Source organism: Cellulomonas pasadenensis, from assembly GCF_047229365.1.
Taxonomy (GTDB): Bacteria; Actinomycetota; Actinomycetes; order Actinomycetales; family Cellulomonadaceae; genus Cellulomonas.
Map to the genome: position 1 here is coordinate 7,441 of NZ_JBFTEP010000002.1, position 26,422 is coordinate 33,862.

Below are 26,422 nucleotides of genomic sequence, written 5' to 3' on the forward strand. Positions count from 1 at the left end.
CCCCCCCCCGGGGCGCCCCCCCCCCCCCGCCGGGGGCCCCCCCCCCCCCGCCCCCCCCGGGGGGGGGGGGCCGCCCGGCCCCCCCCCCCCCGCCGCTCATGCGTACGCACCCGTCGTGGGACGAAGGGGAAGACCATGGCAAGCACCACTCCGCTGCACCAGCTCCGCGACGCCGGCGTGGCCGTCTGGCTCGACGACCTCTCGCGCGAGCTGACCCGCTCGGGCGACCTCCAGAGGCTGGTCGAGCGCGGCGTCGTCGGCGTGACCACCAACCCGACCATCTTCGCGAGCGCGCTGGCGAAGGGGAACGCCTACGACGAGCAGCTCGCCGAGCTCGCCGGCGCGGGCGCCTCCGTCGAGGAGGCCGTCGCGCGCATCACCACGGACGACGTGCGCGAGGCGTGCGACGTCCTGCGCCCCGTGTACGACGCGACCGACGGCGTCGACGGGCGCGTGTCGATCGAGGTCGACCCGCGCCTCGCGCGGGACACCGAGGGCACCCTCGCGTCCGCCCGGACCCTGTGGTCGACGGTCGACCGTCCCAACCTCTTCATCAAGATCCCCGCGACGGTCGAGGGCCTGCCCGCCATCGCGGCAGCGATCGCCGAGGGCATCAGCGTCAACGTCACGCTGATCTTCTCGCTCCAGCGCTACCGGGCGGTGCTCGACGCGTTCGTCGACGGCCTCGAGCGCGCGCACGCGGCCGGCATCGACCTCGCGCCGATCGGCTCGGTCGCGTCGTTCTTCGTGTCCCGCGTGGACGCGGCGATCGACCCCCGGCTCGACGAGATCGGCACCGCGGAGGCCGACGAGCTGCGCGGCAAGGCGGCCATCGCCAACGCCCGCCTCGCGTTCGGGGTCTACGAGGAGGTCGTCGCGGGCGAGCGCTGGCAGGCCCTCGCCGCCGCCGGCGCGAAGCCGCAGCGGCCGCTGTGGGCGTCGACCGGCGTGAAGGACCCGCGCTACCCGGACACGCTGTACGTCGAGGACCTCGTCGTGGCGGGGACGGTCAACACGATGCCCGGCAAGACGCTCGACGCCGTCGAGGACCACGGCGTGCTCCGCGGCGACACGGTGACGGGCCTGCAGGACGCGTCGGCAGGGCTGCTCGACCGCCTCGAGGCGCTCGGCATCTCGGTCGACGAGGTCACCGAGCAGCTCGAGGCCGAGGGCCTGCAGAAGTTCGAGGCGTCCTGGGGCGAGCTGCTCGAGACCGTCGAGAACGGCCTGCGCGACGCGCCCACCGCGGGTGCGCAGCGGTGAGGCCCGCCCCCGTGGCGGAGGGCCGGAACCCGCTGCGCGACCCGCGCGACCGCCGGCTGCCCCGCATCGCCGGGCCCAGCGGTCTCGTCATCTTCGGCGTCACCGGTGACCTGGCGCGCAAGAAGCTCATGCCCGCCGTCTACGACCTCACCAACCGCGGCCTGCTCCCGCCCGGCTTCGCGCTCACCGGCTTCGCCCGGCGCGACTGGGCGACGCAGGACTTCGAGGAGGTCGTGCACGACGCCGTGAAGCAGCACGCCCGCACGCCGTTCCGCGAGGCCACGTGGCGCCAGCTCGCGGAGGGCATCCGCTTCGTGCAGGGCACGTTCGACGACGACGACGCGTTCGACCGGCTCCGCGAGACCGTCGAGGACCTCGACGTCTCGCGCGGCACGGGCGGCAACCACGCGTTCTACCTGTCGGTCCCGCCGAGCTCGTTCCCGGTCGTCTGCAAGCAGCTCGCCCGCTCGGGGCTGTCGCAGCCGAAGGAGGGCACCTGGCGCCGCGTCGTCATCGAGAAGCCCTTCGGGCACGACCTCAAGTCGGCCCGGGAGCTCAACGACATCGTCTCCTCGGTGTTCCGGCCGGACGACATCTTCCGGATCGACCACTACCTCGGCAAGGAGACGGTCCAGAACCTGCTCGCGCTGCGGTTCGCGAACCAGCTGTTCGAGCCGATCTGGAACGGCAACTACGTCGACCACGTGCAGATCACGATGGCCGAGGACATCGGCATCGGCGGCCGTGCGGGGTACTACGACGGGATCGGCGCCGCGCGCGACGTCATCCAGAACCACCTGCTGCAGCTCCTCGCCCTCACGGCGATGGAGGAGCCGGTCTCGTTCGACGCGGCCGCCCTGCGCGCCGAGAAGACGAAGGTGCTCTCCGCGGTGCGCCTCCCCCGTGACCTCGGCCGGCACACGGCCCGCGGGCAGTACACCGCCGGGTGGCAGGGCGGCGAGAAGGTCATCGGCTACGCCGAGGAGGAGGGCTTCAACCCCGACTCCACGACCGAGACGTACGCCGCCGTGCGCGTCGACATCGACACGCGACGCTGGGCCGGCGTGCCGTTCTACCTGCGCACGGGCAAGCGCCTCGGGCGTCGCGTCACGGAGATCGCGGTCGTCTTCAAGCGGGCGCCGCACCTGCCGTTCGAGTCCACCGCGACCGAGGAGCTCGGCAAGAACGCGCTCGTCATCCGCGTCCAGCCCGACGAGGGCGTGACCCTGCGGTTCGGCGCCAAGGTGCCGGGCACGCAGATGGAGGTCCGCGACGTCACCATGGACTTCGGCTACGGCCACTCCTTCACGGAGTCGTCCCCGGAGGCGTACGAGCGCCTCATCCTCGACGTCCTGCTCGGCGACCCGCCGCTGTTCCCGCAGCATGAGGAGGTCGAGCTCTCCTGGAAGATCCTCGACCCGATCACCGAGTACTGGGCCTCGCACGGCAAGCCCGACGACTACCGCGCGGGCACCTGGGGGCCGGCGTCGGCCGACGAGATGATGGCCCGTGACGGGCGCGCCTGGAGGCTGCCGTGATCATCGACATGCCCGACACCACCACGCGGGACATCAACAAGCGCCTGCTCCAGGAGCGCGACGAGGGTGGCGCCGTCGCCCTCGGGCGCGTGCTGACGCTCATCATCGACGTCGGCGCGCACGACCCGGAGGAGTCCATCGCGGCCGCCAACGAGGCGAGCCGCGAGCACCCCTGCCGCATCGTCGTGCTCACCGAGCGCCCGGACGAGCGCTCCACCGTGCTGGACGCGCAGATCCGCCTCGGCGGCGACGCCGGGGCGAGCGAGGTCGTCATCCTGCGCGCCTCGGGCGACGTCCTCTCGCACCTCGACACGCTCGTCATGCCGCTGCTGCTGCCGGACGCGCCGATCGTCGCGTGGTGGCCGTACGACGTGCCGGAGAACCCGTCGGAGCATCCGTTCGGGCGGATGGCGCAGCGGCGGATCACGGACACGACGCAGTGCGGCGACCCCGGGGCGACCCTGCGCCGCCTCGCCGCGGTCTACGCGGACGGGGACACGGACCTCGCCTGGACGCGCGCGACGCTCTGGCGCGGCCTCATCGCCGCGACGCTCGACCAGCCGCCGTACGAGCCCGTGCAGCGGGCGGTGGTGGTCGGCGAGAGCACGCACCCGTCCGTGGACCTCATGGCCGCGTGGCTCGCCGAGGCCCTGCACTGCCCGGTGGAGGTCGAGCGCGTCCCCGGTGCCCCCGCGATCACGCAGGTCCGCCTGCACCGTGCGGCGGGCGACATCGTGCTCGACCGGCCGGACGGCAAGACGGCGGCGCTGCGCCAGCCGGACCAGCCCGAGCACCGCATCGCGCTGCCGATCCGGCAGCTGCGCGAGTGCCTCGTCGAGGAGCTGCGCCGCCTCGACGCCGACGAGGTGTACGGCGAGGTCCTCCAGGTGGGACTCGCCCGCATCGACGCCTGAGCGCGCGCCGCGGGGTCGTCCGCCGTCCGGCACGGCGACCCCGCGGCCCCGCCGCCCGCTCCCCCGCCGGAAGGATCCGCCGTGAGCCCGCACGCCAGCCCCGAGGTCGTCCTCCACCCCGACGCGGAGGTGCTCGCGGCGGCGACCGCGGCCCGCCTCCTCACGCGCCTGGTCGACCTCCAGTCCCACCGGGCACCGCTGCACGTGGTGCTCACCGGCGGCACCGTCGGCACCGCGACGCTCCGTGCCGTCGCCGCCAGCCCCGCCCGTGCCGCCGTCGACTGGTCCCAGGTGCACCTGTGGTGGGGCGACGAGCGGTTCCTGCCCGACGGCGACCCGGAGCGCAACGAGACGCAGGCGCGCGAGGCGCTGGTCGACGCGCTCGGCGACGCACTGCCGGCCGCCAACGTGCATGCCGTGCCCGCCCGCTCCGACGCCGTGCCCGACGCCGACGCGGCTGCGCGCGCCTACCGCGCCGAGCTCGCCGCGCACGCGCCGGAGGGCGCCCGGGCACCCGTCCCCGACGTCCTGCTCCTCGGGGTGGGCCCCGACGGTCACGTCGCGTCGCTGTTCCCCGGCAAGCAGACGCTGCACGAGCAGCGCGACCTCGTCGTCGCCGAGCACGACTCCCCCAAGCCCCCGCCCGAGCGGGTGTCCCTCACGTTCCCCGTCATCCGGTCCGCGCGCGAGGTGTGGCTCGTCGCCGCCGGCGCGGAGAAGGCCCCGGCGGTCGCACGGGGGCTCGCCGGCGACGACGTGACGACCACCCCGGCCGCGGGCGCCGTCGGCACGGAGCGGACGCTGTGGCTGCTCGACGTCGCTGCGGCGCAGGACCTGCCGGCCGCCCGCACCGACGGCGCGACGACAGGGACGCGCACGGGTGCGGACGACGACGCCTCGCACGCGTCCGCGGGCGGCGCGACCGCGGCCGCCGACGCGCTGTGGGCACGGGTCGACGACTACCTCGCCGCCGTCGTCGACGAGCCGGCCGACGCCGCGACGGTCGCCGCGGCGGCCGCCGGGTCCGGGCTGCCGGACATCGCCGTCGCCCCCAACCAGGGGCGGCTGCTCGAGATCCTGGCACGCGCGGTCGGCGCCCGCCGCGTGCTCGAGGTCGGCACGCTCGGCGGCTACAGCACGTGGTGGCTCGCGCAGGCGCTGCCGTCCGACGGCACCGTGGTCACCCTCGAGCTGAGCGAGGCGCACGCCGCCGTCGCGCGCGCGTCCCTCGACGCCGCCGGGGTCGGCGACCGCGTCGAGCTGCGGGTCGGCCCCGCCGCCGAGTCCCTCGACGCGCTGGTGGCCGAGCACGGCGAGCCGTTCGACCTCGTCTTCGTCGACGCCGACAAGGAGCGGCTCGCGACGTACGTCGACCGCGCGCTCGCCCTGTCGCGGCCCGGCACCCTCGTCGTCGTCGACAACGTGGTGCGCCGCGGCGCCGTGGTGCAGCCCGACCACCCCGACACGCGGGTCCAGGGCGTGCGCGCCTTCGTCGCGGCCGTCGCGCGCGACCCGCGCGTCGACGCCACCGTGCTGCAGACCGTCGGCGCCAAGGGGCACGACGGCTTCGCGCTGCTGCGCGTGCGCTGACCTCTCCGGCCGCCGCACGCCCCGTGCTGAGCGCGCGAGGTCGCGGGAGTGAGTCCGGGTCGCGGGCGTGGGCCCGCGACCTCGCCCCCACCCGCGACCTCGTGCCCGAGCCGCGGCCTCGGTGTGCGCGCGACGACGCCCCGGCCCCCTGCTCGGCGGAGCGGGGTGCCGGGGCGTCGACGGGAGGTGCTGGTGGCCGCCGTCAGCGGCCGCGGCGCGCGCGGAGCGCGGCGAGCGCCTCGTCGAGGATGGCCGCGCCGTCCTCGTCGCTGCGGCGCTCCTTCACGTACGCGAGGTGCGTCTTGTACGGCTCGTTCTTGCTGGGTGCCGGCGGGTTCGCCGGGTCCTGCCCCGCGGGGAACCCGCACCGCGGGCAGTCCCACGTCTCGGGGGCCTCGGCCGCCGCCTCCTCCGCGAAGCTCGGGCGGGTCTCGTGGCCGTTGGAGCACCAGTACGAGATCCACACCCGCGGAGCGGCGTCGCCGCGTTCCGCCTCACCCATCGGTCCCGCACCGACGCGGGACCCCCTGATCGCGCTGCCGCTCGCCATCGCCGATCTCCCTCAGTCCGAGAACTTCTCGATGAGCCCGAGCAGGACGATCATGACCGTCCAGACGAGGGCGACCGCCACCGTGATGCGGTTGAGGTTGCGCTCCGCGACACCGGACGAGCCCGCGCCGGCGGTGATGCCACCGCCGAACATGTCCGAGAGGCCGCCGCCCTTGCCCTTGTGCAGCAGCACGAGGGGGACCAGCAGGAGGCTGGTGATCACCAGGAGCACCTGGAGAGAGATTCGCAGGGCAGTCACGTCGGTGGGCTTCCTCAGCTCGGTGGTCGGGGTGCGGGCCGCGCCGTCGGGTGGCGATGACGCGATGACCGCGGTACAGGGTAGGCGACGCGGGGCGGTGCGAGCCAGCACCGCCCCGCGTCGTCGTGTCAGCCGACCTGGTGCGACTGGAACCGGACGATCTTCGCGAACTCCTCGGGGTCGAGGCTCGCACCGCCGACGAGGGCGCCGTCCACGTCCGGCTTCGCCATGATCGACGCGACGTTCGACGACTTCACCGAACCGCCGTAGAGCACGCGGACCGCGTCGGCCGTCGCCTGGTCGTACAGCTCGGCGACGCGCACGCGGATGGCGCCGCACAGCTCCTGCGCGTCCTCCGGCGTCGCCGTCTCGCCCGTGCCGATGGCCCACACGGGCTCGTAGGCCACGACGAGGCCGGCGACCTGCTCGGCCGTGAGGCCCTGCAGCGCGCCGTCCAGCTGCGCGAGCGTGTGCGGCACGTGCTCGCCGGCCTTGCGGACCTCGAGCGGCTCGCCGACGCACAGGATCGGCACGAGGCCGGCCGTGAGCGCCGACGTGACCTTGGCGTTGACCAGGGCGTCGTCCTCGTGGTGGTACTGGCGCCGCTCAGAGTGCCCGACGGCCACGTACGTGCAGCCGAGCTTCGTGAGGAACAGCGGCGAGATCTCGCCGGTGTACGCGCCGGACTCGTGGGCCGACACGTCCTGCGCGCCGTAGACGAGCTCCAGCTTGTCGGCGTCCACGAGCGTCTGCACGCTGCGCAGGTCCGTGTACGGCGGGAGCACCGCCACCTCGACCGACGCGTAGTCGTGCTTCGCGTCCTTGAGGGTCCACGCCAGCTTCTGCACGGTGTGCGTCGCCTGGTGGTGGTCGAGGTTCATCTTCCAGTTGCCCGCCATCAGCGGGGTACGGCTCGTGGCCACGGCTCAGTCCTCCAGAACTGCGATGCCCGGGAGGGTCTTGCCCTCGAGGAACTCCAGCGACGCGCCGCCGCCGGTCGAGATGTGGCCGAAGCCGGCCTCGTCGAAGCCGAGCGTGCGCACGGCCGCGGCGGAGTCGCCGCCCCCGACGATGGTGAAGCCGCCGGCGGCGCCCGCGTCGACGAGGGCCTGCGCGACGGCACGCGTGCCGGCGGCGAACGCCTCGAACTCGAACACGCCCGCGGGGCCGTTCCACACGACCGTCTTGGCGTCGGTGATCTTCGACGCGAAGAGCTCGGCGCTCTCCGGGCCGATGTCGAGACCCATCTGGTCGTCCGGGATCGCGTCGACCGCGACGGTGGTGGCCGGAGCGTCGGCGGCGAACCGCGGCGCGACGACGACGTCGACGGGCAGCACGATCTCGACGCCGCGCTCCGCGGCGGCCGCGAGGTAGCCCTTGACCGTCTCGACCTGGTCCTCCTCGAGCAGGCTCGTGCCCACCGAGCGACCCTGCGCCGCGAGGAACGTGAAGAGCATGCCGCCGCCGATGAGCAGGCGGTCGGCCTTGCCGATGAGGTTCTCGATGACGCCGAGCTTGTCGGAGACCTTCGAGCCGCCGAGCACGACGACGTACGGGCGCGCCGGGGCGTCGGTCGCCTTGCGCAGCGACTCGACCTCCTTGAGCACCAGCTGGCCGACGGCGTGCGGGAGCCGCTGCGCGACGTCGTAGACCGACGCCTGCTTGCGGTGCACGACGCCGAAGCCGTCGGACACGAACGCGTCCGCGAGGGACGCCAGCTCGTCGGCGAGCGCACCGCGCTCGGCGTCGTCCTTGGACGTCTCGCGCGCGTCGAAGCGGACGTTCTCCAGCAGCGCGAGCTGCCCGTCCTCGAGCGCCGCGACGGTGGCCCGCGCCGACTCGCCGACGAGGTCCTCGGCGAGCGCGACCGGCTGGCCGAGCAGCTCGCCGAGCCGCTCCGCGACGGGCGCGAGCGAGTACTTCGCCTCGGGCGTGCCCTTCGGGCGACCCAGGTGGGCGACGACGACGACGCGCGCGCCCGCGCCGAGCAGCGCCTGCAGCGTCGGCAGCGCGGCGCGGATGCGGCCGTCGTCCGTGATGGTGGTGCCGTCGAGCGGCACGTTGAAGTCCGAGCGGACGAGCACGCGCTTGCCGCGCAGGTCGCCCAGGTCGTCGATGGTCTTCATGGTCTCCTACCTCGCTGCCGCCGGGCGGAGCCGACGGCCGGTGCACGGCCCCGGCGGCGCCGGGGGCTCGGGGCGCACGGCCCCGGACACGGCAGCGTCCGCGTGCGCCGGGCCGGTGGCCTCGGCGCACGCGGACGCATGGACTGCCTACGGACGCGTCGTCAGGAGAGACGCTCGCCGACGTACTCCGTCAGCTTGACGAGGGAGTTCGAGTAGCCCCACTCGTTGTCGTACCAGGAGACGACCTTCACCAGGTCGCCCGACACCTTGGTGAGCTTCGAGTCGAAGATGCTCTGGTGCGGGTTCGTCACGATGTCCGACGACACGATCTCGTCGTCGACGTACTCGAGGACGCCCTTGAGCGGGCCCTCCGCGGCGGCCTTCACGGCGGCGTTGACCTCGTCGACCGTGACCTCGCGGCTCGCGGTGAACGTCAGGTCCGTGGCCGAGCCCGTGATGACCGGCACGCGGAGCGCGTAGCCGTCGAGCTTGCCCTTGAGCTCGGGAAGGACGAGCGACACGGCCTTGGCGGCACCCGTCGACGTCGGGACGATGTTCTGCGCGGCGGCGCGGGCCCGGCGGAGGTCCTTGTGGGGACCGTCCTGCAGGTTCTGGTCGCCCGTGTACGCGTGGATCGTCGTCATGAGGCCGCGCTCGATGCCGATGGCGTCGTTCAGGGCCTTGGCGAGCGGCGCGAGGCAGTTCGTCGTGCAGGACGCGTTGGAGATGATGTGCTGCGTCGCCGCGTCGTACTGCTCGTGGTTCACGCCGACGACGAACGTGCCGTCCTCGTTCTTGGCGGGCGCGGAGATGATGACCTTCTTCGCACCGGCCTCGATGTGCGCCTTGGCCTTCTCGGCGTCCGTGAAGAAGCCGGTGGACTCGATGACGATGTCCGCACCGAGCTCGCCCCAGGGCAGGTCGGCCGGGTTGCGCTCGGCGAGCGCACGGATCGCCTTGCCGTCGACGATGATGTTCTCGTCGTCGAAGTCCACGCTCAGCGGGAAGCGGCCCAGGACCGTGTCGTACTTGAGCAGGTGGGCCAGGGTCTTGTTGTCCGTCAGGTCGTTGACCCCGACGATCTCGATGTCGGCCCCCGAGGCCACGATGGCGCGGTAGAAGTTGCGCCCGATGCGGCCGAAGCCGTTGATGCCGACCTTGATGGTCACTTGCCCTCCTCGGCACGCGCCGAGCAGAGCCCGGCGCACACAGTTGGTGTCGGTCACGCACGCCGCTGTGCGTCCCGGTCGCCGGCCCGCCACGACGCGGGGACGTTGCCCAGCGTGTTGCGCGCGCGTTGCGATCGGATGACCCGAGCCTATACCCCGTGGCTCAGGTCACGCCCATGACGTTGGTCCGGCACCCCACCCGTTCGCATGCTGGACGATCGCCCGGCTGCGCGGCGGGGGGCGGCGCCGCGGTCACAGGTCGAGCAGCTCCGGGCTGAGCCCGGCCTCGGTGTCGGGGATGCCGAGCTCGACCGCCCGGCGGTCGGCGGTGGCGAGCAGCCGGCGGATGCGGCCGGCGACCGCGTCCTTCGTCAGGGGCGGGTCGGCGAGCTTGCCGAGCTCCTCGAGCGAGGCCTCCTTGTGCGCGAGCCGCAGCTCGCCGGCCTGGCGCAGGTGCTCGGGCAGGTCCTCGCCGAGGATCTCGAACGCCCGCTCGACGCGCGCACCGGCCGCGACCGCGGCCCGGGCCGACCGGCGCAGGTTCGCGTCGTCGAAGTTCGCGAGCCGGTTCGCGGTGCCGCGCACCTCGCGCCGCACCCGCCGCTCCTCCCAGACCAGCATCGTGTCGTGCGCGCCGAGCCGCGCGAGCATCGCGCCGATGGCGTCGCCGTCGCGGATGACGACCCGGTCGACGCCGCGGACGTCGCGCGCCTTCGCCGTCACGCCCAGCCGGCGCGCCGCGCCGACGAGCGCGAGCGCGGCCTCGGGCCCGGGGCAGGTGACCTCGAGCGCCGACGAGCGGCCGGGCTCGGTCAGCGACCCGTGCGCGAGGAACGCGCCGCGCCACGCCGCCTCCGCCTCGCCGATGCCGGCGGACACGACCTGCGGCGGCAGGCCCCGCACCGGGCGCCCGCGGTTGTCGAGCAGCCCGGTTTGGCGCGCCAGCGACTCGCCGTCCTTGACCACGCGCACGACGTACCTGCTGCCGCGCCGCAGCCCGCCCCCGGAGACGACGATGATGTCGCTCTCGTGGCCGTACACCTCGGCGATGGCCTGCCGCAGGCGGCGCGCGGCGATGCCCGTGTCCAGCTCGGCCTCGATGACGATGCGCCCGGAGATGATGTGGAGGCCGCCGGCGAAGCGGAGGGTCGCGGAGATCTCCGCCTTGCGGCACGAGATCTTGTCCACCTTGAGGCGGGCGAGCTCGTCCTTCACCTGTGCCGTCAACGCCATGCGGTCATCCTGCCATTGCCGGACACCTGTCCGTGGTCGCCTCCGCGGACGTCCCCGACGTCACGTGCGTCACCCCGGGGTGCGGGTCCCGACGTCCCCCAGGTACCCCTCCACGACGTCGCGCAGCGCCGCCGCGAGCCGCAGGGGGTCGTGCACGTCGCGCTCGTCGCCGCGGCTCACCTGCCGGACGAGCAGCCGCGCCCCGAGCGCGCCGCACCGGTCGGCGAGCACCGAGACGTCGTCCACGGACGCGGGGTCGGCGACGACCGCGTGCAGCGGCAGGTCCGGCGCGTGGGCACGCAGCACGTCGAGGTGGTCGCCCGGGCGCATGCCGGCGGTCTCCCCCTCCTCGGGCGTGAGGTTGAGGACCACGACGATGCGCGCCGTCGTCTCCAGGAGCGCCGCGCGCAGCTCCGGCACCAGCAGGTGGGGCAGGACGGACGTGTACCAGGATCCGGGGCCGAGGAGGACCCAGTCCGCCGCCCGCACCGCCTCGACGGCCTCCGCGCACGCCGGCGGCGCCGGCGGGTCGAGCCGCACGTGCTCGATCGCGTCGACCGTGCGCGCCACCTCGCTCTGCCCCACGACCACGTCGAGCGTCCCGTCCGGGCGCCGCACGTCCGCCTCGATCCGCAACGGCACCGACGCCATCGGCAGCACGCGGCCGCGCGCACCGAGCAGCCGGCCGACGAGGTCGAGTCCCCCGACGGTGTCGCCCAGGAGCTCCCACAGCGCGACGATCAGCAGGTTCCCCACCGCGTGCCGGTCGAGCGGGCCGTCCGTCGCGAAGCGGTGCTGGAGCAGGTCGCGCCACGTGCGGCCCCAGTCGGAGTCGTCGGTCAGGGCGGACAGCGCCATGCGCAGGTCACCGGGAGGCAGCACGCCCAGCTCCTCCCGCAGGCGGCCGGACGAGCCGCCGTCGTCCGCGACCGTGACGACCGCGGTGATCCGGTCCGTCATGAGCCGCAGCGCCGACAGCGACGCCGAGAGCCCGTGCCCGCCGCCCAGCGCCACGACGGCGGGCCGCCGCGGGTCCTGCGGCCGCGCCGACGCCGTCGCGCTCACTCCTTGCCCAGGTCGCGCGCCGTCACCTGGACCCGGTGCCCGCGCTCACGCAGCCGCGCCCCCATCGCCTCGCTGATCGCCACCGAGCGGTGCTTGCCGCCCGTGCAGCCCACGGCGATCGTGACGTAGCGCTTCTCCTCCTTGAGGTACCCGGCGAGCACCGGCTCGAGCGCGTCGACGTACCGCTCGACGAACGTCGTGGCGCCCGGCAGGCCGAGCACGTAGTCACGCACGGGCGCGTCCCGCCCCGACAGGTGCCGCAGCTCGGTGATCCAGTACGGGTTCGACAGGAAGCGCACGTCGACCACGTGGTCCGCGTCGAGGGGCAGGCCGTACTTGAAGCCGAACGAGACGACCGACACGCGCAGGACCTCCTCGCCGGGCCCGCTCACGGCGGCGCGGACCTCCCGCGCGAGGTCGTGCACGTTGAGCTCGGAGGTGTCGATGACGACGTCCGCCTGCTCACGCAGCTCCCCGAGGAGCGACCGCTCGAGGGCGATGCCGTCGAGGATCCGGCCCTCGCCCTGCAACGGGTGCGGGCGGCGCACCTGCTCGAACCGGCGGACCAGCACCTCGTCGGACGAGTCGAGGAACAGCAGCCGCACGTCGACGCCGCCGGTGCGCAGCTGCTCGAGGACGCCCGCCAGCGCGGCGAAGTACTCGCGGCCGCGCACGTCGATGACGGCGCCGAGCCGGCGCGCGCCCGACCCGACGGGGCCGCTCGTGAGCATGCCGACGAGGTGGGTGAGCATCTGCGCCGGCAGGTTGTCGACGACGTACCAGCCGAGGTCCTCGAGGACGGCGGCGGTGCGCGTGCGCCCGGCGCCGGACATGCCGGTGATGACCAGGACCTGCGCCTGGTCCAGGACGGGGGCCTCGGCCGCCGCCTCGAGCGCGGGGATGCCGGAGGGGACGGTGATGGGCGACGGCTCGCTCATGCGTTCAGGATGCCAGCCCGGTCGTCCCGCGCCTCCGGGGACCCGCCGGACGAGTTCGTCGGGTCGCCCGCCGGGTCCGGCGGCTCCTGCCTGTCCTCCGCCGCCGTGCCGTCCGCCGCCGCGCCGTCCGCCGCCGTGCCGTCCGCCGCCGGCCCGGCCGCCACGTGCGCGGGCGTGCCGCCACCGAGCGCCGCCACGACGGCCTCCGCCGTGCGCGCGCCCATGCCGGGCACGGTCGCGATCTCGTCCGCCGACGCCGCTCGCAGGCGCTTCACCGAGCCGAAGTGCCGCAGCAGTGCGGCCTTGCGTGCCGGCCCGAGACCCGGCACGTCGTCGAGCACCGAGGCGGTCATGCCCTTGCTGCGCCGCTTGCGGTGGGCGGAGATCGCGAACCGGTGCGCCTCGTCGCGGACGCGCTGGAGCAGGTACAGGCCCTCCGAGCTGCGCTGGAGGATGACCGGGTACTCCTCCCCCGGCACCCACACCTCCTCGAGCCGCTTCGCCAGGCCGCACAGGGCGACGTCGTCGACGCCGAGCTCCGCCAACGCGGCCGCGGCCGCGGCGACCTGCGGCGGCCCGCCGTCGACCACCACGAGGTTGGGCGGGTACGCGAACCGGGCCGGACGGCCGGTGGTGGCGTCGACCTCGCCGCTGCGCGGGCCGTCGTCCTCCTCGCCGTCGCCGAGGTCGGGGTCGCCGAGCTGCGAGCGCTCCGCGAGGTAGCGGCGGAACCGGCGCGTGATGACCTCGTGCATCGCGGCCGTGTCGTCGCGGGCGCCCTGCCCCTCGGGTCCGCGCACGCTGAACAGGCGGTACTCGCTCTTGCGCGCGAGGCCGTCCTCGAACACCACCATCGACGCCGACTGGTACGTGCCCTGGTTGTGCGAGACGTCATAGCACTCGATGCGCAGCGGCGCCGTCGGCAGGTCGAGCGCCTCCTGGATCTCGCGCAGCGCCTGGCTGCGCGTCGTGAGGTCGCCGGCGCGCCGCGTGCGGTGCAGCGCGAGCGCGTGCTCGGCGTTGCGCAGGACCGTGCGCGCCAGCTCCGCCTTGTCGCCGCGCTGCGCGACGCGCACCTGGACGCGGCTACCGCGCAGGCCCGTCAGCCAGGTCTGCACCTGCTCGAGGTTGGTCGGCAGCACCGGCACGAGGACCTCACGCGGGACGGCACCGGTCGCGGCGCCGTCGGCGGCGTCCTCGCCGCCGTAGACCTGCTGCAGCAGGTGCTCGACCAGCTCCGCGTCGTCCAGGTCCTCGACCTTCTCCACGACCCACCCGCGCTGGCCGCGGATGCGCCCGTCGCGCACGTGGAACACCTGGACGGCCGCCTCGAGCTCGTCCCCGGCCATCGCGAAGAGGTCCGCGTCCGTGCCGTCCGACAGCACGACGGCGTTGCGCTCCGTCGCCTTCTCCAGGGTGGCGACGTCGTCGCGGAGGCGCGCGGCCCGCTCGAAGTCGAGCTCGGCGGCCGCCTCCTTCATGCGCTGCGTCAGGCGCCGCGTGAAGCGGGCCGTGTCCCCCGCCATGAAGTCGCAGAAGTCCTGCGCGAGCTGGTGGTGGTCCTCGGTGGAGATCCGCCCCACGCAGGGCGCGGAGCACTTGTCGATGTACCCGAGCAGGCACGGCCGGCCCTGCTGCCGCGCCCGCTTGAACACGCCCGCCGAGCAGGTCCGCACCGGGAAGACGCGCAGCAGGAGGTCCACCGTCTCGCGGATCGCCCACGCGTGCGCGTACGGCCCGAAGTAGCGGGTGCCCGGCCGCTTGGCGCCACGCATGACCTGCACGCGCGGCACCTCGTCCGCCATCGTGACGGCCAGGTACGGGTACGACTTGTCGTCGCGGTACTTGACGTTGAACCGCGGGTCGAACTCCTTGATCCAGGAGTACTCGAGCGCGAGCGCCTCGACCTCGGTGCCGACCACGGTCCACTGCACCGACGCGGCGGTGGTGACCATCTGCTGGGTGCGCGGGTGCAGGTGCGCGATGTCCTGGAAGTAGCTGTTCAGCCGGTTGCGCAGGCTCTTGGCCTTGCCGACGTAGATCACGCGGCCGTGCTCGTCGCGGAACCGGTAGACCCCGGGTGCGTCGGGGATCTCCCCGGGCGCAGGACGGTACGTCGCGGGATCGGCCATGCGTTCGAGCCTAGTTCGCCGCACCGACACCCTCGGTCGTGAGGCGCCTCACTCGTAGGGTGGCCGCATGCCCCCGATGCACACGTACACGGTCGACCTGCGGTGGACGGGAGCGGGCGCGGCCGGCACCGCCTCGTACACCTCGTACGGGCGGGAGCACACGCTCTCGGCGCCGGGCAAGCCGCCGGTCCCGGGGTCCTCGGACCCCGCGTTCCGCGGGGACGCCGCCCTGTGGTCGCCCGAGGAGCTGCTCGTCGGGGCGCTGGCGCAGTGCCACATGCTGTGGTTCCTGCACCTGGCGGCACAGCGCGGCGTGGTCGTCGTCGGCTACGCCGACCACCCGACGGGCGCGATGCGGGTCGAGGCGGCGGGCCACGGCCAGTTCACGGAGGTCGTGCTCCGCCCGCAGGTGCGGGTGCTGGCCGGCACAGCGCTGCCCGACGGCGGACCCGTCACCGACGCGGTGCTGGCCGAGGTGCACCGCGCGGCGCACGAGCACTGCTTCATCGCCCGCTCCGTCAACTTCCCCGTGCGGCAGGAGCCGGCTCCGGTGACGCACGGCACCTCGGACGCCTGACCCGCGCAGGCAGCCTCCGATGCCGACGGGCGGACGCGACGCCCGACGCCGCCGGGCGCCCGGGCGACGCGGCCGCGTCCGACGCGGCCACTGCGCTCCCGGCGCGTCAGGCGTTCGCGGCGACCGGCTCCCGCTCCGCCTCGAGGACCTCGGCGAGGAACCGGCCGGTGTGGCTGGCCTCGACACCGGCGACGTGCTCGGGGGTGCCCTCGGCGACGACCATGCCGCCGCCGCTGCCGCCCTCGGGCCCCATGTCGATCACCCAGTCGGCGTTCTTGATCACGTCGAGGTTGTGCTCGATGACGATGACCGAGTTGCCCTTGTCGACGAGCGTCTGGAGCACGCCCAGCAGCTTGCGGATGTCCTCGAAGTGCAGGCCGGTGGTCGGCTCGTCGAGCACGTACACCGTCCGGCCCGTCGAGCGCCGCTGGAGCTCCGCCGCCAGCTTCACGCGCTGGGCCTCGCCGCCCGACAGCGTCGGCGCCGGCTGACCGAGGCGCACGTACCCCAGCCCGACGTCGACGAGCGTGCGCAGGTGACGCGCGATCGCCGGCACGGCGGCGAAGAACTCGGCCGCCTCGGCGATGGGCATGTCGAGGACGTCCGCGACCGTCTTGCCCTTGAAGTGGACCTCGAGCGTCTCGCGGTTGTACCGGGCGCCGTGGCACACCTCGCACGGCACGTAGACGTCCGGCAGGAAGTTCATCTCGATCTTCAGCGTGCCGTCGCCCGAGCAGGCCTCGCAGCGGCCGCCCTTGACGTTGAAGGAGAAGCGTCCGGGCGTGTAGCCGCGGACCTTCGCCTCGGACGTCTCCGCGAAGAGGCGGCGGACGTGGTCCCACACGCCGGTGTAGGTGGCGGGGTTCGACCGCGGCGTGCGCCCGATCGGTCCCTGGTCGACGTGCACGACCTTGTCGAGGTGCTCGAGGCCGGTCACGCGGCGGTGCCGGCCGGCGACCTGACGGGCGCCGTTCAGCTCGTTCGCCATGACCGTGTAGAGGATCGAGTTCACGAGCGTCGACTTGCCCGAGCCGGACACACCGGTCACGGCCGTGAGCGTGCCGAGCGGGAACGACACGTCGATCCCGCGGAGGTTGTGCTCACGGGCGCCGACGACGGTGACCTTCCGCGCCGGGTCGACGGGCCGCCGCGTCGCGGGCGTCCCGATCGAGCGCCGGCCCGACAGGTAGGCGCCCGTCATCGACTCGCGCGAGGCGAGGAGCCCCTTCAGGTCGCCGGAGTGCACGACGTGACCGCCGTGCTCGCCGGCGCCCGGGCCGATGTCGACGATCCAGTCGGCGGTGCGGATCGTGTCCTCGTCGTGCTCGACGACGATGAGCGTGTTGCCGAGGTCGCGCAGGCGCGTCAGCGTGTCGATCAGGCGCCGGTTGTCCCGCTGGTGCAGCCCGATGGAGGGCTCGTCGAGGACGTACAGCACGCCGACGAGGCCGGAGCCGATCTGCGTCGCGAGCCGGATACGCTGCGCCTCGCCGCCGGACAGCGTGCCGGCGGGGCGCATGAGCGACAGGTAGTCCAGGCCGACGTCGAGGAGGAACCCGAGCCGCGCCTGGATCTCCTTGAGCACCTGCGCCGCGATGGCGCGCTCGCGCTCGCCCAGCTCGAGCTGGTCGAGGAACACGCGCGCCTCGTTGATCGGCAGGTCGCACACCTCGGCGATCGAGCGGCCGCCGACCCTCACCGCGAGCACCTCGGGCTTGAGCCGCGCGCCCTTGCACACCGGGCACGGGACCTCGCGCATGTAGGCCTCGTACTTCTCCTTGCTCCACTCGGACTCGGTCTCGGAGTGGCGGCGCTCGAGGAACGTCAGGACGCCCTCGAAGCCGGTGGAGTACGTCCGCTCGCGGCCCCAGCGGTTGCGGTAGCGGACCTTCACCTCGTGGTTCTCGCCGTGCAGCACCGCGTCCTTTGCACGCTTGGGCAGGGCACGCCAGGGCGTGTCCATCGAGAAGCCCATGTCCTGCGCGAGCGCGGTGAGCACGCGCGTGAAGTACTCGGACGACACCTGCGACCACGGTGCCACCGCGCCCTGCGCGAGCGAGAGCTCGTCGTCCGGGATGACGAGGTCCGGGTCCACCTCGAGCCGCGAGCCGATGCCGGTGCACTCCGGGCACGCGCCGTAGGGCGCGTTGAAGGAGAACGTGCGCGGCTCGATCTCGTCGAGCGTCAGGACGTGGTCGTTGGGGCAGGCCCGGTGCTCGGAGAACCGGCGCTCGCGCTCGGGGTCGTCCGCGTCGGCGTCGACCAGCTCGACGACGAGCAGGCCGCCCGCGAGCAGCAGCGCGGTCTCGACCGAGTCGGTGAGCCGGCGCTGGACGCCGTCGCGCGACACGAGCCGGTCGACGACCACCTCGATGTCGTGCTTGAGCTTCTTCTCCAGCGTCGGCGGCGTCGCGAGCTGGACGACCTCGCCGTCGACCCGTGCGCGCGAGAACCCCTTGCCCTGCAGCTCGCGGAACAGCTCGGAGTACTCGCCCTTGCGCCCGCGGACCACCGGCGCGAGCACCTGGTAGCGGGTGCCCTCGGGGAGCTCGAGCAGCCGGTCGACGATCTGCTGCGGCGTCTGCGCCGTCACGCGCTCCCCGCAGACGGGGCAGTGCTGCGTGCTTGCGCGCGCGAAGAGCAGGCGCAGGTAGTCGTAGACCTCCGTGATGGTGCCGACGGTCGACCGCGGGTTCCGGTTGGTCGACTTCTGGTCGATCGACACCGCGGGCGAGAGACCCTCGATGAAGTCGACGTCGGGCTTGTCCATCTGGCCGAGGAACTGGCGTGCGTACGCGGACAACGACTCGACGTACCGGCGCTGCCCCTCGGCGAAGATCGTGTCGAAGGCGAGGGACGACTTGCCGGAGCCCGACAGGCCCGTGAACGCGATGAGGGCGTCACGGGGCAGGTCGAGGTCGACGTTCCGCAGGTTGTGCTCCCGCGCTCCGCGGACCACCAGGCGATCGTTCACAGCGGACCACTCTACGTGCGACCTCCGACAATCGCACACGTGTTCGACGTCACGCCGCCGCCGGGAACACGCGGTCCCGTCGCGCGGCGGAGACCAGAGGCCCACCCGCCCGCGGACGCGTCCGCTCGCCGGGCGGCACGGTGCCGTCACGGAGAGGATGGGCGGCACGACCCCGCCCGGCACCTGCCACCGGGCGACGAGCGCGGCCGGTCCGAGCCGGCCGGGAGGACGGAGATGACGTACACCGGTGACGTGCGGGCGGGTGGGCCCACCGACGTCCGCGTCCTCGACGACGCGGAGATCCGCAAGGCGGCCGTGGGCCCCGACGGCAACAACGCCTACCTCGTCACGTGCCGCCGCTCGGGCGCCCAGCTGCTCGTCGACGCCGCCGCCGACCCGGACCGGCTGCTCGCGCTCGTGCGCGAGGGGTCGGGCTCGGCCCGTCTCGACGTCGTGGTGACGACGCACCGGCACGCCGACCACCTCGGCGCCCTCGCGTCCGTCGAGGCGGTCACCGGCGCGACGCTCGCGGCGGGCGCGGACGACGCGGACGCGATCGCGGCCGCCCTCGACCGACCGGTCCCCCGGCGGCTCGTCCACGGCGACACGCTCACGGTCGGACACCTCGTGCTCGAGGTCGTCGCGCTGCGCGGGCACACGCCCGGCTCGGTCGCGCTGGCGCTGCGCGAGCCCGAACGGGCCGTGGCGCCGGACGCCGTGCCGCACCGGGTCCACCTCTTCACCGGCGACAGCCTGTTCCCGGGTGGCCTCGGCGCGACGGGCGGCGACGCCGAGCGCTTCGCGCGGTTGTACGCCGACGTCGTCGAGCGCGTCTTCGACCGCTTCGGCGACGACACCTGGGTGTACCCGGGGCACGGCGCCGACACCACGCTGGGCGCCGAGCGACCGCACCTCGCCGAGTGGCGGGCGCGGGGCTGGTGAGGCACGCGCGGCGCCCCGCGGCTCAGTCCTCCAGCGGCCCGAGGACCGACGCGGCCACCGTCGCGTGCGCCGACTCGTCGTCCGACGGGTGGTACATGCCGGCGAGCACGTCGCGGTAGAGCCGCGCCAGCTCGCTGCCTGTGAAGTACGCGCCGCCGCCCGACACCCGCAGCGCGAGGTCGACCACGTCGCGCGCGGTCTCGGTGGCGCGCACCTTGACGCCCACGAGCTGCGCGAACCAGCGGCTGCCGTGGTCGGCCCGCTCGTCCACGTCCCGCGCGAGGGCGAAGACCTGCAGCTCGGCGCCGTCCTGCGCGAGCGCCGCGTCGGCCACCTTCCACCGGATGTCGGGGTCCTGCGCGTAGCTGCGGCCGCCGTGCTTCATCGACGTCCGGCGCCGCGCGTGCGCGACGCCCAGCTCGAGCGCACGCCGGCCGATGCCGGTGTACACGGCCGCGAGCAGCACCTCGAACACCGCGAAGAGCGCGAACATGAACGGGTCGGCGCTCGGGCCCACCGGGAGCCGCCGGTACACGCGGTCCGCCGGCGCGTACGCACCCTCCAGCACGGTCGTCGCCGACTGCGTCGCCCGCATGCCGAGCGTGTCCCAGTCGTCCTTCGTGGTGACGCCGCCGTCGGCGCGGGACACGACACCGTGCACCAGCCGCGGGTCGTCGGGGTCGGAGTCGTCGAGGCCGAACGTGGCGAGCCGCGTCCACACCGGGGACAGCGACGTGAAGATCTTCGTGCCGGAGTAGCGGTAGCCGCCGTCCCCCGCCGGCTCCGCCCGCGTGCGTGAGCCGAACATCACGAGGTCGTTGCCGGCCTCGGAGTTGCCGAACGCGAACACCTCGCCCGCGGCGGCGTCCCGCAGGACGAACTCGACCGAGTCGTCGCCCCGCGCGACGAGGAGGGCCGCGAGACCGGTGACGACGAGGTGCATGTTGACCGCGAGGGCCGTCGCGGGCGCCGCAGCGGCGAGCCGGACCTGCTCGCGCGCGACCTCCTCCAGCGTGAGACCGGCGCCGCCGAGCCGCTCGGGCACGAAGGCGGTCAGGTAGCCCGCGGACACGAGGTCGGCGAGGTCCTCGTGCGGGAACGTGTTGTCCCGGTCGTGCGCCTCGGCGCGGGCGTGCACCCGTGCCAGGAGGTCGTCGGTCAGCAGGGTGCGCAGGGACCGGGTCATCGGCCGCCGCCCGTCGTGGAGGTCATGCACCCACTCTGCCACCGGGCCACGACGCACCCTGCTCGGACCGGCGGGCCGTGGCGCGCCTCACCTGCGGCAGGATGACGGCCATGACGACCTTCGCCGTCCGCTACACCTACGACGACCGCACCGACGTCCGGGACGTCGTGCGGCCCGAGCACCGCGCGTGGCTGGCCGGCCTCGCGGACGCCGGGACCCTGCTCGGGTCGGGCCCGTTCGCGGACGACGGGACGCCCGGTGCGCTGCTCGTCCTGCGCGCCGGTGACGAGGGTGCGCTGCGCGGCCTGCTGGCGCAGGACCCGTTCGCGCGCGAGGGGCTCGTCGCCGCGACCGAGGTCCGCGCGTGGCAGCTCGTGCTCGGGCCCTGGGCGGCCGACGCCTGACCACGGGCGACGGACCGACGGTGGGGCGCCCGCACGGGCGTCCCACCGGTCTCACACCTCGTCGGCCGGCTCCACGGCACGGGTACCGGTGCGACGCGACACGAGCAGGCTCGCCGCCGTGGCCGTCAGCAGGGCCGTCGCGATGACGACGAGCGAGAGCCACGTCGGCACCTCGGGTGCCCAGGTGACGGGCCGCCCGCCGTTGAGGAACGGCACCGAGTTGGTCGCCAGCGCCTCCAGCACGAGCTTGCCGCCGATGAACGCGAGGATCGCCGCCAGCCCGTACGGCAGGTAGACGAGCCGGTCGAGCAGCCCGCCGAGCAGGAAGTACAGCTGGCGCAGGCCCATGAGCGCGAACACGTTCGCCGTGAACACGATGAACGGGTCGTGCGTGAGACCGAAGATCGCGGGGATCGAGTCGAACGCGAAGAGCAGGTCCGTCGTGCCGATCGCCAGGAACACGACGAGCAGCGGCGTGAAGACGCGGCGCCCCTCGTGCTCGGTGCGCACGTTGCCGCCGTCGTACGCCGGCGACATGGGCAGCACGCGACGCGCACCCCGGACCAGCGCGTTCTCCTCGTACTCCTCGTCACCGCCGCCGCCCTCCCGCAGGAGCTTGACGGCCGTGTACACGAGGAACGCGCCGAACAGGTAGAAGACCCACGTGTTCCGCTCGATGATCGCCGCACCGGCGAGGATGAACGCGGCCCGCAGGACGAGCGCGACGACGATGCCGACCATGAGCACGCGCTGCTGCTGCTCCCGGGGCACGGCGAAGCTCGACATGATGAGCAGGAACACGAAGAGGTTGTCGACCGACAGGCTGTACTCGGTGAGCCAGCCCGCCACGAACTCCCCCGCCGGCGCGGAGCCGCCCACGACGGCGAGCAGGCCCGCGAACGCCAGCGCGAGGCCGACGTAGACCGCCACCCAGGTCACGCTCTCCCGCGTCGACGGCACGTGCGGCCGGCGCCGGACGATCGCGAGGTCGACCAGCAGGATGCCGACGACGGCGACGAGCGACGCGACCTCGAACACCACGGGGAGCTCGTGCGTCACGCGCGCGGCTCCTGCCGGTCGGCGGGCGCGTCGACGTGCGGGTCCGCGGGGCCGTCGACCGGCGCGTCGAGGTGGGCGCCGAGGCGCGCCTCCTGCGCCGACGCGTGCTCCAGCGCGCTCGCGGTGGCGTCGAGCCGCGTGCGGCGCAGTGAGAGGAGCGTCGTCACGAGCAGCGTGACGAGGATGAACCCGAGCGACACGGGCGTCGAGATCTCCGGGACGGCCGTGACGTGCTCGCCGCCGTTGATGAACGGCAGCTCGTTGGTGTGCAGCGCGTGGATCACCAGCTTGACGCCGATGAACCCGAGGATCGCACCGAGGCCGTACGACAGGTAGACGAGCTTGTCGAGCAGCCCGTCGATGAGGAAGAACAGCTGGCGCAGACCGAGCAGCGAGAACGCGTTCGCCGCGAAGACGAGGTACGTCTCCTGCGTCAGGCCGAAGATCGCGGGGATCGAGTCGACGGCGAAGATGATGTCGGCCGTGCCGATCGCGACCATGACGATGAGCATCGGCGTGATGAGCCGCTGCCCGTCGCGCCGGACGACCATCTTGTCCTCGACGTAGTCGTCGGTCGTGCGGAACACTCGCCGCGTCAGCCGCAGGACCGCGTTCTCCTTGTACTCGCCCTCGTCCTCCCTGCCGGAGCGGATCTGCGCCCACGCCGTGTACAGCAGGAACGCGCCGAAGAGGTAGAAGATCGCGCTGAACCGCTCGATGAAGGCGGCGCCGACGAAGATGAAGACCGTGCGCAGCACCAGCGCGATCGTGATGCCGATGAGCAGCACCTTCTGTTGGTACAGCCGCGGCACGCGGAAGCTCGCCATGATGAGCACGAACACGAAGAGGTTGTCGATCGACAGGCTCTTCTCCGTGATGTAGCCGGCGAAGTACTCGCCGCCGTACGTGCTGCCGGCGGCGGCCCACACGACGACGCCGAAGAGCAGGGCGATGCCGACGTAGCCGGCGGACCACCACGCCGACTCGCGGAGCGTCGGCTCGTGCGGGGACCGCACGTGGCCGACGTAGTCGACGGCGAGCATGAGCAGGATGGCGCCGACCGTGATGGCCCACACCCAGCCGGGAACGTCCACAGGACAGACCTCTCGATCGGGACGACGGATGACCGGAGGTCTCTTCCGCCGGCGCACGCGCGGGACCGATCGGGCCCGGGACGTGCGACGCAGCCGACGCACCGGGCCGGCAACGCTGGCGACCGTGATGACGATGACGTCGTGGGGAGTACTCCCCTCCGCCGACCATCATAGGCGCCGGTCGCCCGACACCGCCCGGAGCCGCCTCAGACGAGGCAGAACTCGTTGCCCTCCGGGTCGAGCATGACGACCCAGAATCCGGACCCCGGCTCGTCGAACTCCTGCACCACGCGGCCGCCCAGGTCCGCCAGCGCGCGGGCACGGGCGCGCACGGCCTCCCGGTCGGGCTCGGCACCGCGCGGGCCGCCGCCGGGCAGCCGGACGTCGAGGTGCACCCGGTTCTTCGCCGTCTTCCCCTCCGGCACGCGCTGCAGGAAGATGCGCGGTCCGTCGCCGGCGGGGTCCACGATCGCGTACCCGTCGTTCCAGCGCTCCTCCGGCATGCCCCAGGCGCGCAGCGCGGACTCCCAGTCGTCGACACCGGCGGGCGGCGGCTCCTCGACGTACCCGAGGACGTGCGCCCAGAAGGTCCCGAGCGCCCGCGGGTCGTGCGCGTCGAACGTGAGCTGGAGCCTGCGGTCCATCGGTCCTCCTCGTCGCGGTCAAGCGGTGGCGGCGTGCATCTGCCGGAGCTCCTTCTTCAGCCCCGAGATCTCGTCGCGCAGCCGCGCCGCGAGCTCGAACTGCAGCTCGCCGGCGGCCGCGTGCATCTGGTCGGTGAGCTGCTGGATGAGGTCGGCCAGCTCGCCGGCGGCGGCCCCGACGAGCCGCGTGCGCTCGTCGGTCGCGCCCTTCCGCGAGCCCAGGCCGGGCACGGGCGCCTTGCCGCGGCTCGTCTGGCGACCGGCGCCCCCGAGGAGCTCCGCGGTGTCCGCGTCCTCGCGGGCGAGCAGGTCGGTGATGTCGTTGATCCGCTTGCGCAGCGGCTGCGGGTCGATGCCGTGCTCGCGGTTGTACGCGACCTGTCGCTCGCGCCGGCGGTTCGTCTCGTCGATCGCGCTCGCCATGGCCGGCGTGATGCGGTCCGCGTACATGTGCACCTGCCCCGACACGTTGCGGGCGGCACGGCCGATGGTCTGGATCAGCGAGGTCCCCGAGCGCAGGAACCCCTCCTTGTCGGCGTCGAGGATCGCGACGAGCGACACCTCGGGCAGGTCGAGACCCTCGCGCAGCAGGTTGATGCCGACGAGCACGTCGTACTGACCCATCCGCAGCTCGCGCAGCAGCTCCACGCGCCGCAGCGTGTCGACCTCCGAGTGCAGGTACCGGACCCGGACGTCCTTCTCGAGCAGGTAGTCCGTGAGGTCCTCGGCCATCTTCTTCGTCAGCGTCGTCACGAGGACGCGCTCGTCGCGGTCGACCCGGTCGCGGATCTCCCCGAGCAGGTCGTCGATCTGCCCCTGCGTCGGCTTCACCACGACCTCGGGGTCGACGAGACCGGTCGGCCGGATGATCTGCTCGACGACGCCGTCGGACATGGACAGCTCGTAGCTGCCCGGCGTGGCCGACAGGTACACCGTCTGCCCGATCCGCTCGACGAACTCCTCCCAGCGCAGCGGGCGGTTGTCCGTCGCGCTCGGCAGGCGGAAGCCGTGGTCCACGAGCGCGCGCTTGCGCGACATGTCGCCCTCGAACATGGCCCCGATCTGCGGCACCGTCACGTGCGACTCGTCGATGACGAGCAGGAAGTCCTCGGGGAAGTAGTCGAGCAGCGTGTTCGGCGCCGAACCCGGCGCGCGCCCGTCGATGTGCCGCGAGTAGTTCTCGATGCCGGAGCACGAGCCGACCTGCCGCATCATCTCGATGTCGTATGTCGTCCTCATCTGCAGGCGCTGTGCCTCGAGCAGCTTGTTCTGCCGCTCGAGCTCCGCCAGGCGCTGCTCGAGCTCCGCCTCGATGCCGCCGATGGCGCGCTCCATGCGCTCGGGACCGGCCACGTAGTGCGTCGCCGGGAAGACGTGCACCTGCTGCTCGACGCGCACGACGTCGCCGGTCAGCGGGTGCAGCGTCGCGATCGCCTCGATCTCGTCGCCGAAGAACTCGATCCGGATGGCGAGCTCCTCGTACACCGGGATGATCTCGACGGTGTCGCCGCGCACCCGGAACGTGCCGCGCGTGAACGCCATGTCGTTGCGGGAGTACTGCATCGTGACGAACTGCCGCAGCAGCCGGTCACGGTCCACGACGTCGCCGACGTTGAGCGTGACCATCCGGTCGACGTACTCCTGCGGCGTGCCGAGCCCGTAGATGCAGGACACGGACGCGACCACGACCACGTCGCGCCGCGTGAGCAGGGAGCTCGTCGCGGAGTGCCGCAGGCGCTCGACCTCCTCGTTGATCGAGGAGTCCTTCTCGATGTACGTGTCCGTCTGCGCGATGTACGCCTCGGGCTGGTAGTAGTCGTAGTACGACACGAAGTACTCGACCGCGTTGTTGGGCAGCAGCTCGCGGAACTCGGTCGCGAGCTGTGCCGCCAGGGTCTTGTTGGGCGCCATCACGAGCGTCGGCCGCTGCAGCTTCTCGATGAGCCACGCGGTGGTCGCCGACTTGCCCGTGCCGGTCGCGCCGAGCAGGACGACGTCCTTCTCGCCGGCCTGCACGCGCTCGGCGAGCTGGGCGATGGCGGTGGGCTGGTCGCCGCTCGGGGTGTACTCCGACACCACCTCGAACGGCGCGACGGTCCGCTGCAGGTCGGTCACGGGGCGCATGGCGTCCACGGTACGACCGACCACCGACACGGGCGGCCCGTCCGCCCCGGCGTCCGCCGACGGCGTACGGGCCGTCCCGCGCCGCGCGCGTCAGTCGCCGCTGTACGACACGTGCGCGCGGGGGTCCGCGTCGCCGATCATCGCGGCGTACCGCTGCATGAAAGAGCGGTACGCCGTGAAGCCCGCGATCTTCCGCTTCGTCACCGGCACGAGCGCCGAGACGGCCGACTGCTTGAGCACGAAGCTCTGGATCACCGTGCGGGCGGTCACCCGCCCGACGGCGCGGTCCACCTCGACGTCGAAGTGCAGCACCGCCTCGTTGTCGTCCCGCGTCAGGTCGCGCACGACGAGCCGCAGCCTGTTGGCGTCGCGCTCGAGCGGGCGCACCCAGCCCTGCGCGTCCTCGACCGCCGCGGCGGCCTGCGTCGCGAGGTCCAGCACCTGCGTCGCCGTCAGCACGCCCGTCGCCAACGACACCGACGCCTTCGACTGCACCGGGCGCGCCTCCCACCCGTGCGTCCCGATCGCCTGGAGCGCCATGGTCCCTCCCGGGGATCTTCACCTCCTCGCGCACCGTCCACGTGCGCGCGGGGGGCGCTGCTCTGCGCCGTCACCCCCATCGACGCGTGGGAGCGTGTGCAC

23 protein-coding genes are annotated in these 26,422 nt (G+C 73.4%); 7 read left to right on the forward strand and 16 right to left on the reverse strand.

The genetic code is table 11. The features are described from left to right. The first annotated feature begins 135 nt into the window (after positions 1 to 135). The 4 genes from tal to pgl all read left to right on the forward strand — a co-directional run bounded on the left by tal (position 136) and on the right by pgl (position 5,305). Positions 136 to 1,263, forward strand: a complete 1,128-nt coding sequence (tal, locus tag AB6N23_RS00580; RefSeq protein WP_412863761.1) for a transaldolase — start codon at positions 136 to 138, stop codon at positions 1,261 to 1,263. Next, a complete protein-coding gene (zwf, locus tag AB6N23_RS00585; RefSeq protein WP_412863763.1) occupies positions 1,260 to 2,801 on the forward strand; it encodes a glucose-6-phosphate dehydrogenase in 1,542 nt (513 codons plus the stop codon). Before tal ends, zwf begins: the two co-directional genes overlap by 4 nt. Next, positions 2,798 to 3,715, forward strand: a complete 918-nt coding sequence (gene opcA / locus AB6N23_RS00590) for a glucose-6-phosphate dehydrogenase assembly protein OpcA (protein ID WP_412863765.1) — start codon at positions 2,798 to 2,800, stop codon at positions 3,713 to 3,715. Before zwf ends, opcA begins: the two co-directional genes overlap by 4 nt. A gap of 81 nt (positions 3,716 to 3,796) precedes the next feature. Beyond that, on the forward strand, positions 3,797 to 5,305 hold the full coding sequence (gene pgl / locus AB6N23_RS00595) for a 6-phosphogluconolactonase (protein WP_412863767.1): 1,509 nt from the start codon (positions 3,797 to 3,799) through the stop codon (positions 5,303 to 5,305). 202 nt (positions 5,306 to 5,507) lie between these two features. On the opposite strand, the gene AB6N23_RS00600 is transcribed toward pgl, so the two are convergent. The 9 genes from AB6N23_RS00600 to uvrC all read right to left on the reverse strand — a co-directional run bounded on the left by AB6N23_RS00600 (position 5,508) and on the right by uvrC (position 14,776). Further along, the gene (locus AB6N23_RS00600) at positions 5,508 to 5,855 is read right to left on the reverse strand and encodes an RNA polymerase-binding protein RbpA (RefSeq protein WP_378208888.1); all 348 of its coding nucleotides are present in this window, start codon (positions 5,853 to 5,855) and stop codon (positions 5,508 to 5,510) included. A 12-nt stretch (positions 5,856 to 5,867) separates the two neighbouring features. Beyond that, the gene (secG, locus tag AB6N23_RS00605; protein ID WP_378208885.1) at positions 5,868 to 6,113 is read right to left on the reverse strand and encodes a preprotein translocase subunit SecG; all 246 of its coding nucleotides are present in this window, start codon (positions 6,111 to 6,113) and stop codon (positions 5,868 to 5,870) included. Positions 6,114 to 6,241: 128 nt separating this feature from the next. Further along, positions 6,242 to 7,036 carry a triose-phosphate isomerase gene (tpiA, locus tag AB6N23_RS00610; protein ID WP_412863769.1) on the reverse strand — a complete coding sequence of 265 codons (795 nt, stop codon included), beginning with the start codon at positions 7,034 to 7,036 and terminating at the stop codon, positions 6,242 to 6,244. Between the two features lie 3 nt (positions 7,037 to 7,039). After that, positions 7,040 to 8,239 (reverse strand): phosphoglycerate kinase, encoded by a 1,200-nt coding sequence (locus AB6N23_RS00615; protein ID WP_412863771.1) that lies wholly within the window; start codon positions 8,237 to 8,239, stop codon positions 7,040 to 7,042. 161 nt (positions 8,240 to 8,400) lie between these two features. Beyond that, positions 8,401 to 9,408, reverse strand: a complete 1,008-nt coding sequence (gap, locus tag AB6N23_RS00620) for a type I glyceraldehyde-3-phosphate dehydrogenase (protein ID WP_412863773.1) — start codon at positions 9,406 to 9,408, stop codon at positions 8,401 to 8,403. Between the two features lie 252 nt (positions 9,409 to 9,660). Continuing rightward, positions 9,661 to 10,641: a DNA-binding protein WhiA gene (whiA, locus tag AB6N23_RS00625; protein WP_378204328.1), complete on the reverse strand. Its 981-nt coding sequence runs from the start codon at positions 10,639 to 10,641 to the stop codon at positions 9,661 to 9,663. Between the two features lie 69 nt (positions 10,642 to 10,710). Next, positions 10,711 to 11,706 carry a gluconeogenesis factor YvcK family protein gene (locus AB6N23_RS00630; protein WP_412863776.1) on the reverse strand — a complete coding sequence of 332 codons (996 nt, stop codon included), beginning with the start codon at positions 11,704 to 11,706 and terminating at the stop codon, positions 10,711 to 10,713. Beyond that, positions 11,703 to 12,644 carry an RNase adapter RapZ gene (rapZ, locus tag AB6N23_RS00635; RefSeq protein ID WP_412863778.1) on the reverse strand — a complete coding sequence of 314 codons (942 nt, stop codon included), beginning with the start codon at positions 12,642 to 12,644 and terminating at the stop codon, positions 11,703 to 11,705. Before rapZ ends, AB6N23_RS00630 begins: the two co-directional genes overlap by 4 nt. After that, the gene (uvrC, locus tag AB6N23_RS00640) at positions 12,641 to 14,776 is read right to left on the reverse strand and encodes an excinuclease ABC subunit UvrC (protein ID WP_412863780.1); all 2,136 of its coding nucleotides are present in this window, start codon (positions 14,774 to 14,776) and stop codon (positions 12,641 to 12,643) included. The genes rapZ and uvrC overlap by 4 nt, the downstream gene beginning before the upstream one ends. Before the next feature lie 67 nt (positions 14,777 to 14,843). On the opposite strand from uvrC, the gene AB6N23_RS00645 reads away from it, so the two are divergent. Further along, positions 14,844 to 15,353 carry an OsmC family protein gene (locus AB6N23_RS00645; RefSeq protein WP_412863782.1) on the forward strand — a complete coding sequence of 170 codons (510 nt, stop codon included), beginning with the start codon at positions 14,844 to 14,846 and terminating at the stop codon, positions 15,351 to 15,353. 106 nt (positions 15,354 to 15,459) lie between these two features. Here AB6N23_RS00645 and uvrA read toward each other — a convergent pair whose 3' ends face one another. Then, positions 15,460 to 18,327, reverse strand: coding sequence for an excinuclease ABC subunit UvrA (gene uvrA / locus AB6N23_RS00650; protein ID WP_412863784.1), 2,868 nt, complete (start codon positions 18,325 to 18,327; stop codon positions 15,460 to 15,462). A 234-nt stretch (positions 18,328 to 18,561) separates the two neighbouring features. Between uvrA and AB6N23_RS00655 the strand changes: the two genes are divergently transcribed. Then, positions 18,562 to 19,269 carry an MBL fold metallo-hydrolase gene (locus AB6N23_RS00655; protein WP_412863786.1) on the forward strand — a complete coding sequence of 236 codons (708 nt, stop codon included), beginning with the start codon at positions 18,562 to 18,564 and terminating at the stop codon, positions 19,267 to 19,269. Positions 19,270 to 19,291: 22 nt separating this feature from the next. Here the strand turns inward: AB6N23_RS00655 and AB6N23_RS00660 are convergent, their stop codons facing one another. Then, entirely contained in the window at positions 19,292 to 20,455 is a 1,164-nt protein-coding gene (locus AB6N23_RS00660; protein ID WP_412863788.1) for an acyl-CoA dehydrogenase family protein, read from the reverse strand. Between the two features lie 110 nt (positions 20,456 to 20,565). On the opposite strand from AB6N23_RS00660, the gene AB6N23_RS00665 reads away from it, so the two are divergent. After that, positions 20,566 to 20,859 (forward strand): YciI family protein, encoded by a 294-nt coding sequence (locus AB6N23_RS00665; RefSeq protein WP_412863790.1) that lies wholly within the window; start codon positions 20,566 to 20,568, stop codon positions 20,857 to 20,859. Between the two features lie 51 nt (positions 20,860 to 20,910). Here AB6N23_RS00665 and AB6N23_RS00670 read toward each other — a convergent pair whose 3' ends face one another. From AB6N23_RS00670 to AB6N23_RS00690, 5 genes are all read right to left on the reverse strand, one after another. Continuing rightward, on the reverse strand, positions 20,911 to 21,918 hold the full coding sequence (locus tag AB6N23_RS00670; RefSeq protein WP_412863792.1) for a TerC/Alx family metal homeostasis membrane protein: 1,008 nt from the start codon (positions 21,916 to 21,918) through the stop codon (positions 20,911 to 20,913). Further along, a complete protein-coding gene (locus AB6N23_RS00675) occupies positions 21,915 to 23,012 on the reverse strand; it encodes a TerC family protein (RefSeq protein WP_412863793.1) in 1,098 nt (365 codons plus the stop codon). Before AB6N23_RS00675 ends, AB6N23_RS00670 begins: the two co-directional genes overlap by 4 nt. A gap of 206 nt (positions 23,013 to 23,218) precedes the next feature. Beyond that, positions 23,219 to 23,656: a VOC family protein gene (locus AB6N23_RS00680; protein ID WP_412863795.1), complete on the reverse strand. Its 438-nt coding sequence runs from the start codon at positions 23,654 to 23,656 to the stop codon at positions 23,219 to 23,221. A gap of 18 nt (positions 23,657 to 23,674) precedes the next feature. Further along, positions 23,675 to 25,780, reverse strand: a complete 2,106-nt coding sequence (uvrB, locus tag AB6N23_RS00685) for an excinuclease ABC subunit UvrB (protein ID WP_412863797.1) — start codon at positions 25,778 to 25,780, stop codon at positions 23,675 to 23,677. 90 nt (positions 25,781 to 25,870) lie between these two features. Beyond that, the gene (locus AB6N23_RS00690; RefSeq protein WP_412863799.1) at positions 25,871 to 26,320 is read right to left on the reverse strand and encodes a hypothetical protein; all 450 of its coding nucleotides are present in this window, start codon (positions 26,318 to 26,320) and stop codon (positions 25,871 to 25,873) included. Positions 26,321 to 26,422 lie beyond the last annotated feature (102 nt).

Bases quoted from the DNA above. Each gene is read 5' to 3' on its own strand.
- AB6N23_RS00680 (WP_412863795.1), bottom strand. From the start codon at position 23,656: ATGGACCGCAGGCTCCAGCTCACGTTCGACGCGCACGACCCGCGGGCG.
- uvrB (WP_412863797.1), bottom strand. From the start codon at position 25,780: ATGCGCCCCGTGACCGACCTGCAGCGGACCGTCGCGCCGTTCGAGGTG.
- uvrC (WP_412863780.1), bottom strand. From the start codon at position 14,776: ATGGCCGATCCCGCGACGTACCGTCCTGCGCCCGGGGAGATCCCCGAC.
- AB6N23_RS00660 (WP_412863788.1), bottom strand. From the start codon at position 20,455: ATGACCCGGTCCCTGCGCACCCTGCTGACCGACGACCTCCTGGCACGG.
- whiA (WP_378204328.1), bottom strand. From the start codon at position 10,641: ATGGCGTTGACGGCACAGGTGAAGGACGAGCTCGCCCGCCTCAAGGTG.
- tal (WP_412863761.1), top strand. From the start codon at position 136: ATGGCAAGCACCACTCCGCTGCACCAGCTCCGCGACGCCGGCGTGGCC.
- AB6N23_RS00600 (WP_378208888.1), bottom strand. From the start codon at position 5,855: ATGGCGAGCGGCAGCGCGATCAGGGGGTCCCGCGTCGGTGCGGGACCG.
- rapZ (WP_412863778.1), bottom strand. From the start codon at position 12,644: ATGAGCGAGCCGTCGCCCATCACCGTCCCCTCCGGCATCCCCGCGCTC.
- AB6N23_RS00665 (WP_412863790.1), top strand. From the start codon at position 20,566: ATGACGACCTTCGCCGTCCGCTACACCTACGACGACCGCACCGACGTC.
- AB6N23_RS00615 (WP_412863771.1), bottom strand. From the start codon at position 8,239: ATGAAGACCATCGACGACCTGGGCGACCTGCGCGGCAAGCGCGTGCTC.
- AB6N23_RS00690 (WP_412863799.1), bottom strand. From the start codon at position 26,320: ATGGCGCTCCAGGCGATCGGGACGCACGGGTGGGAGGCGCGCCCGGTG.
- AB6N23_RS00645 (WP_412863782.1), top strand. From the start codon at position 14,844: ATGCCCCCGATGCACACGTACACGGTCGACCTGCGGTGGACGGGAGCG.
- AB6N23_RS00655 (WP_412863786.1), top strand. From the start codon at position 18,562: ATGACGTACACCGGTGACGTGCGGGCGGGTGGGCCCACCGACGTCCGC.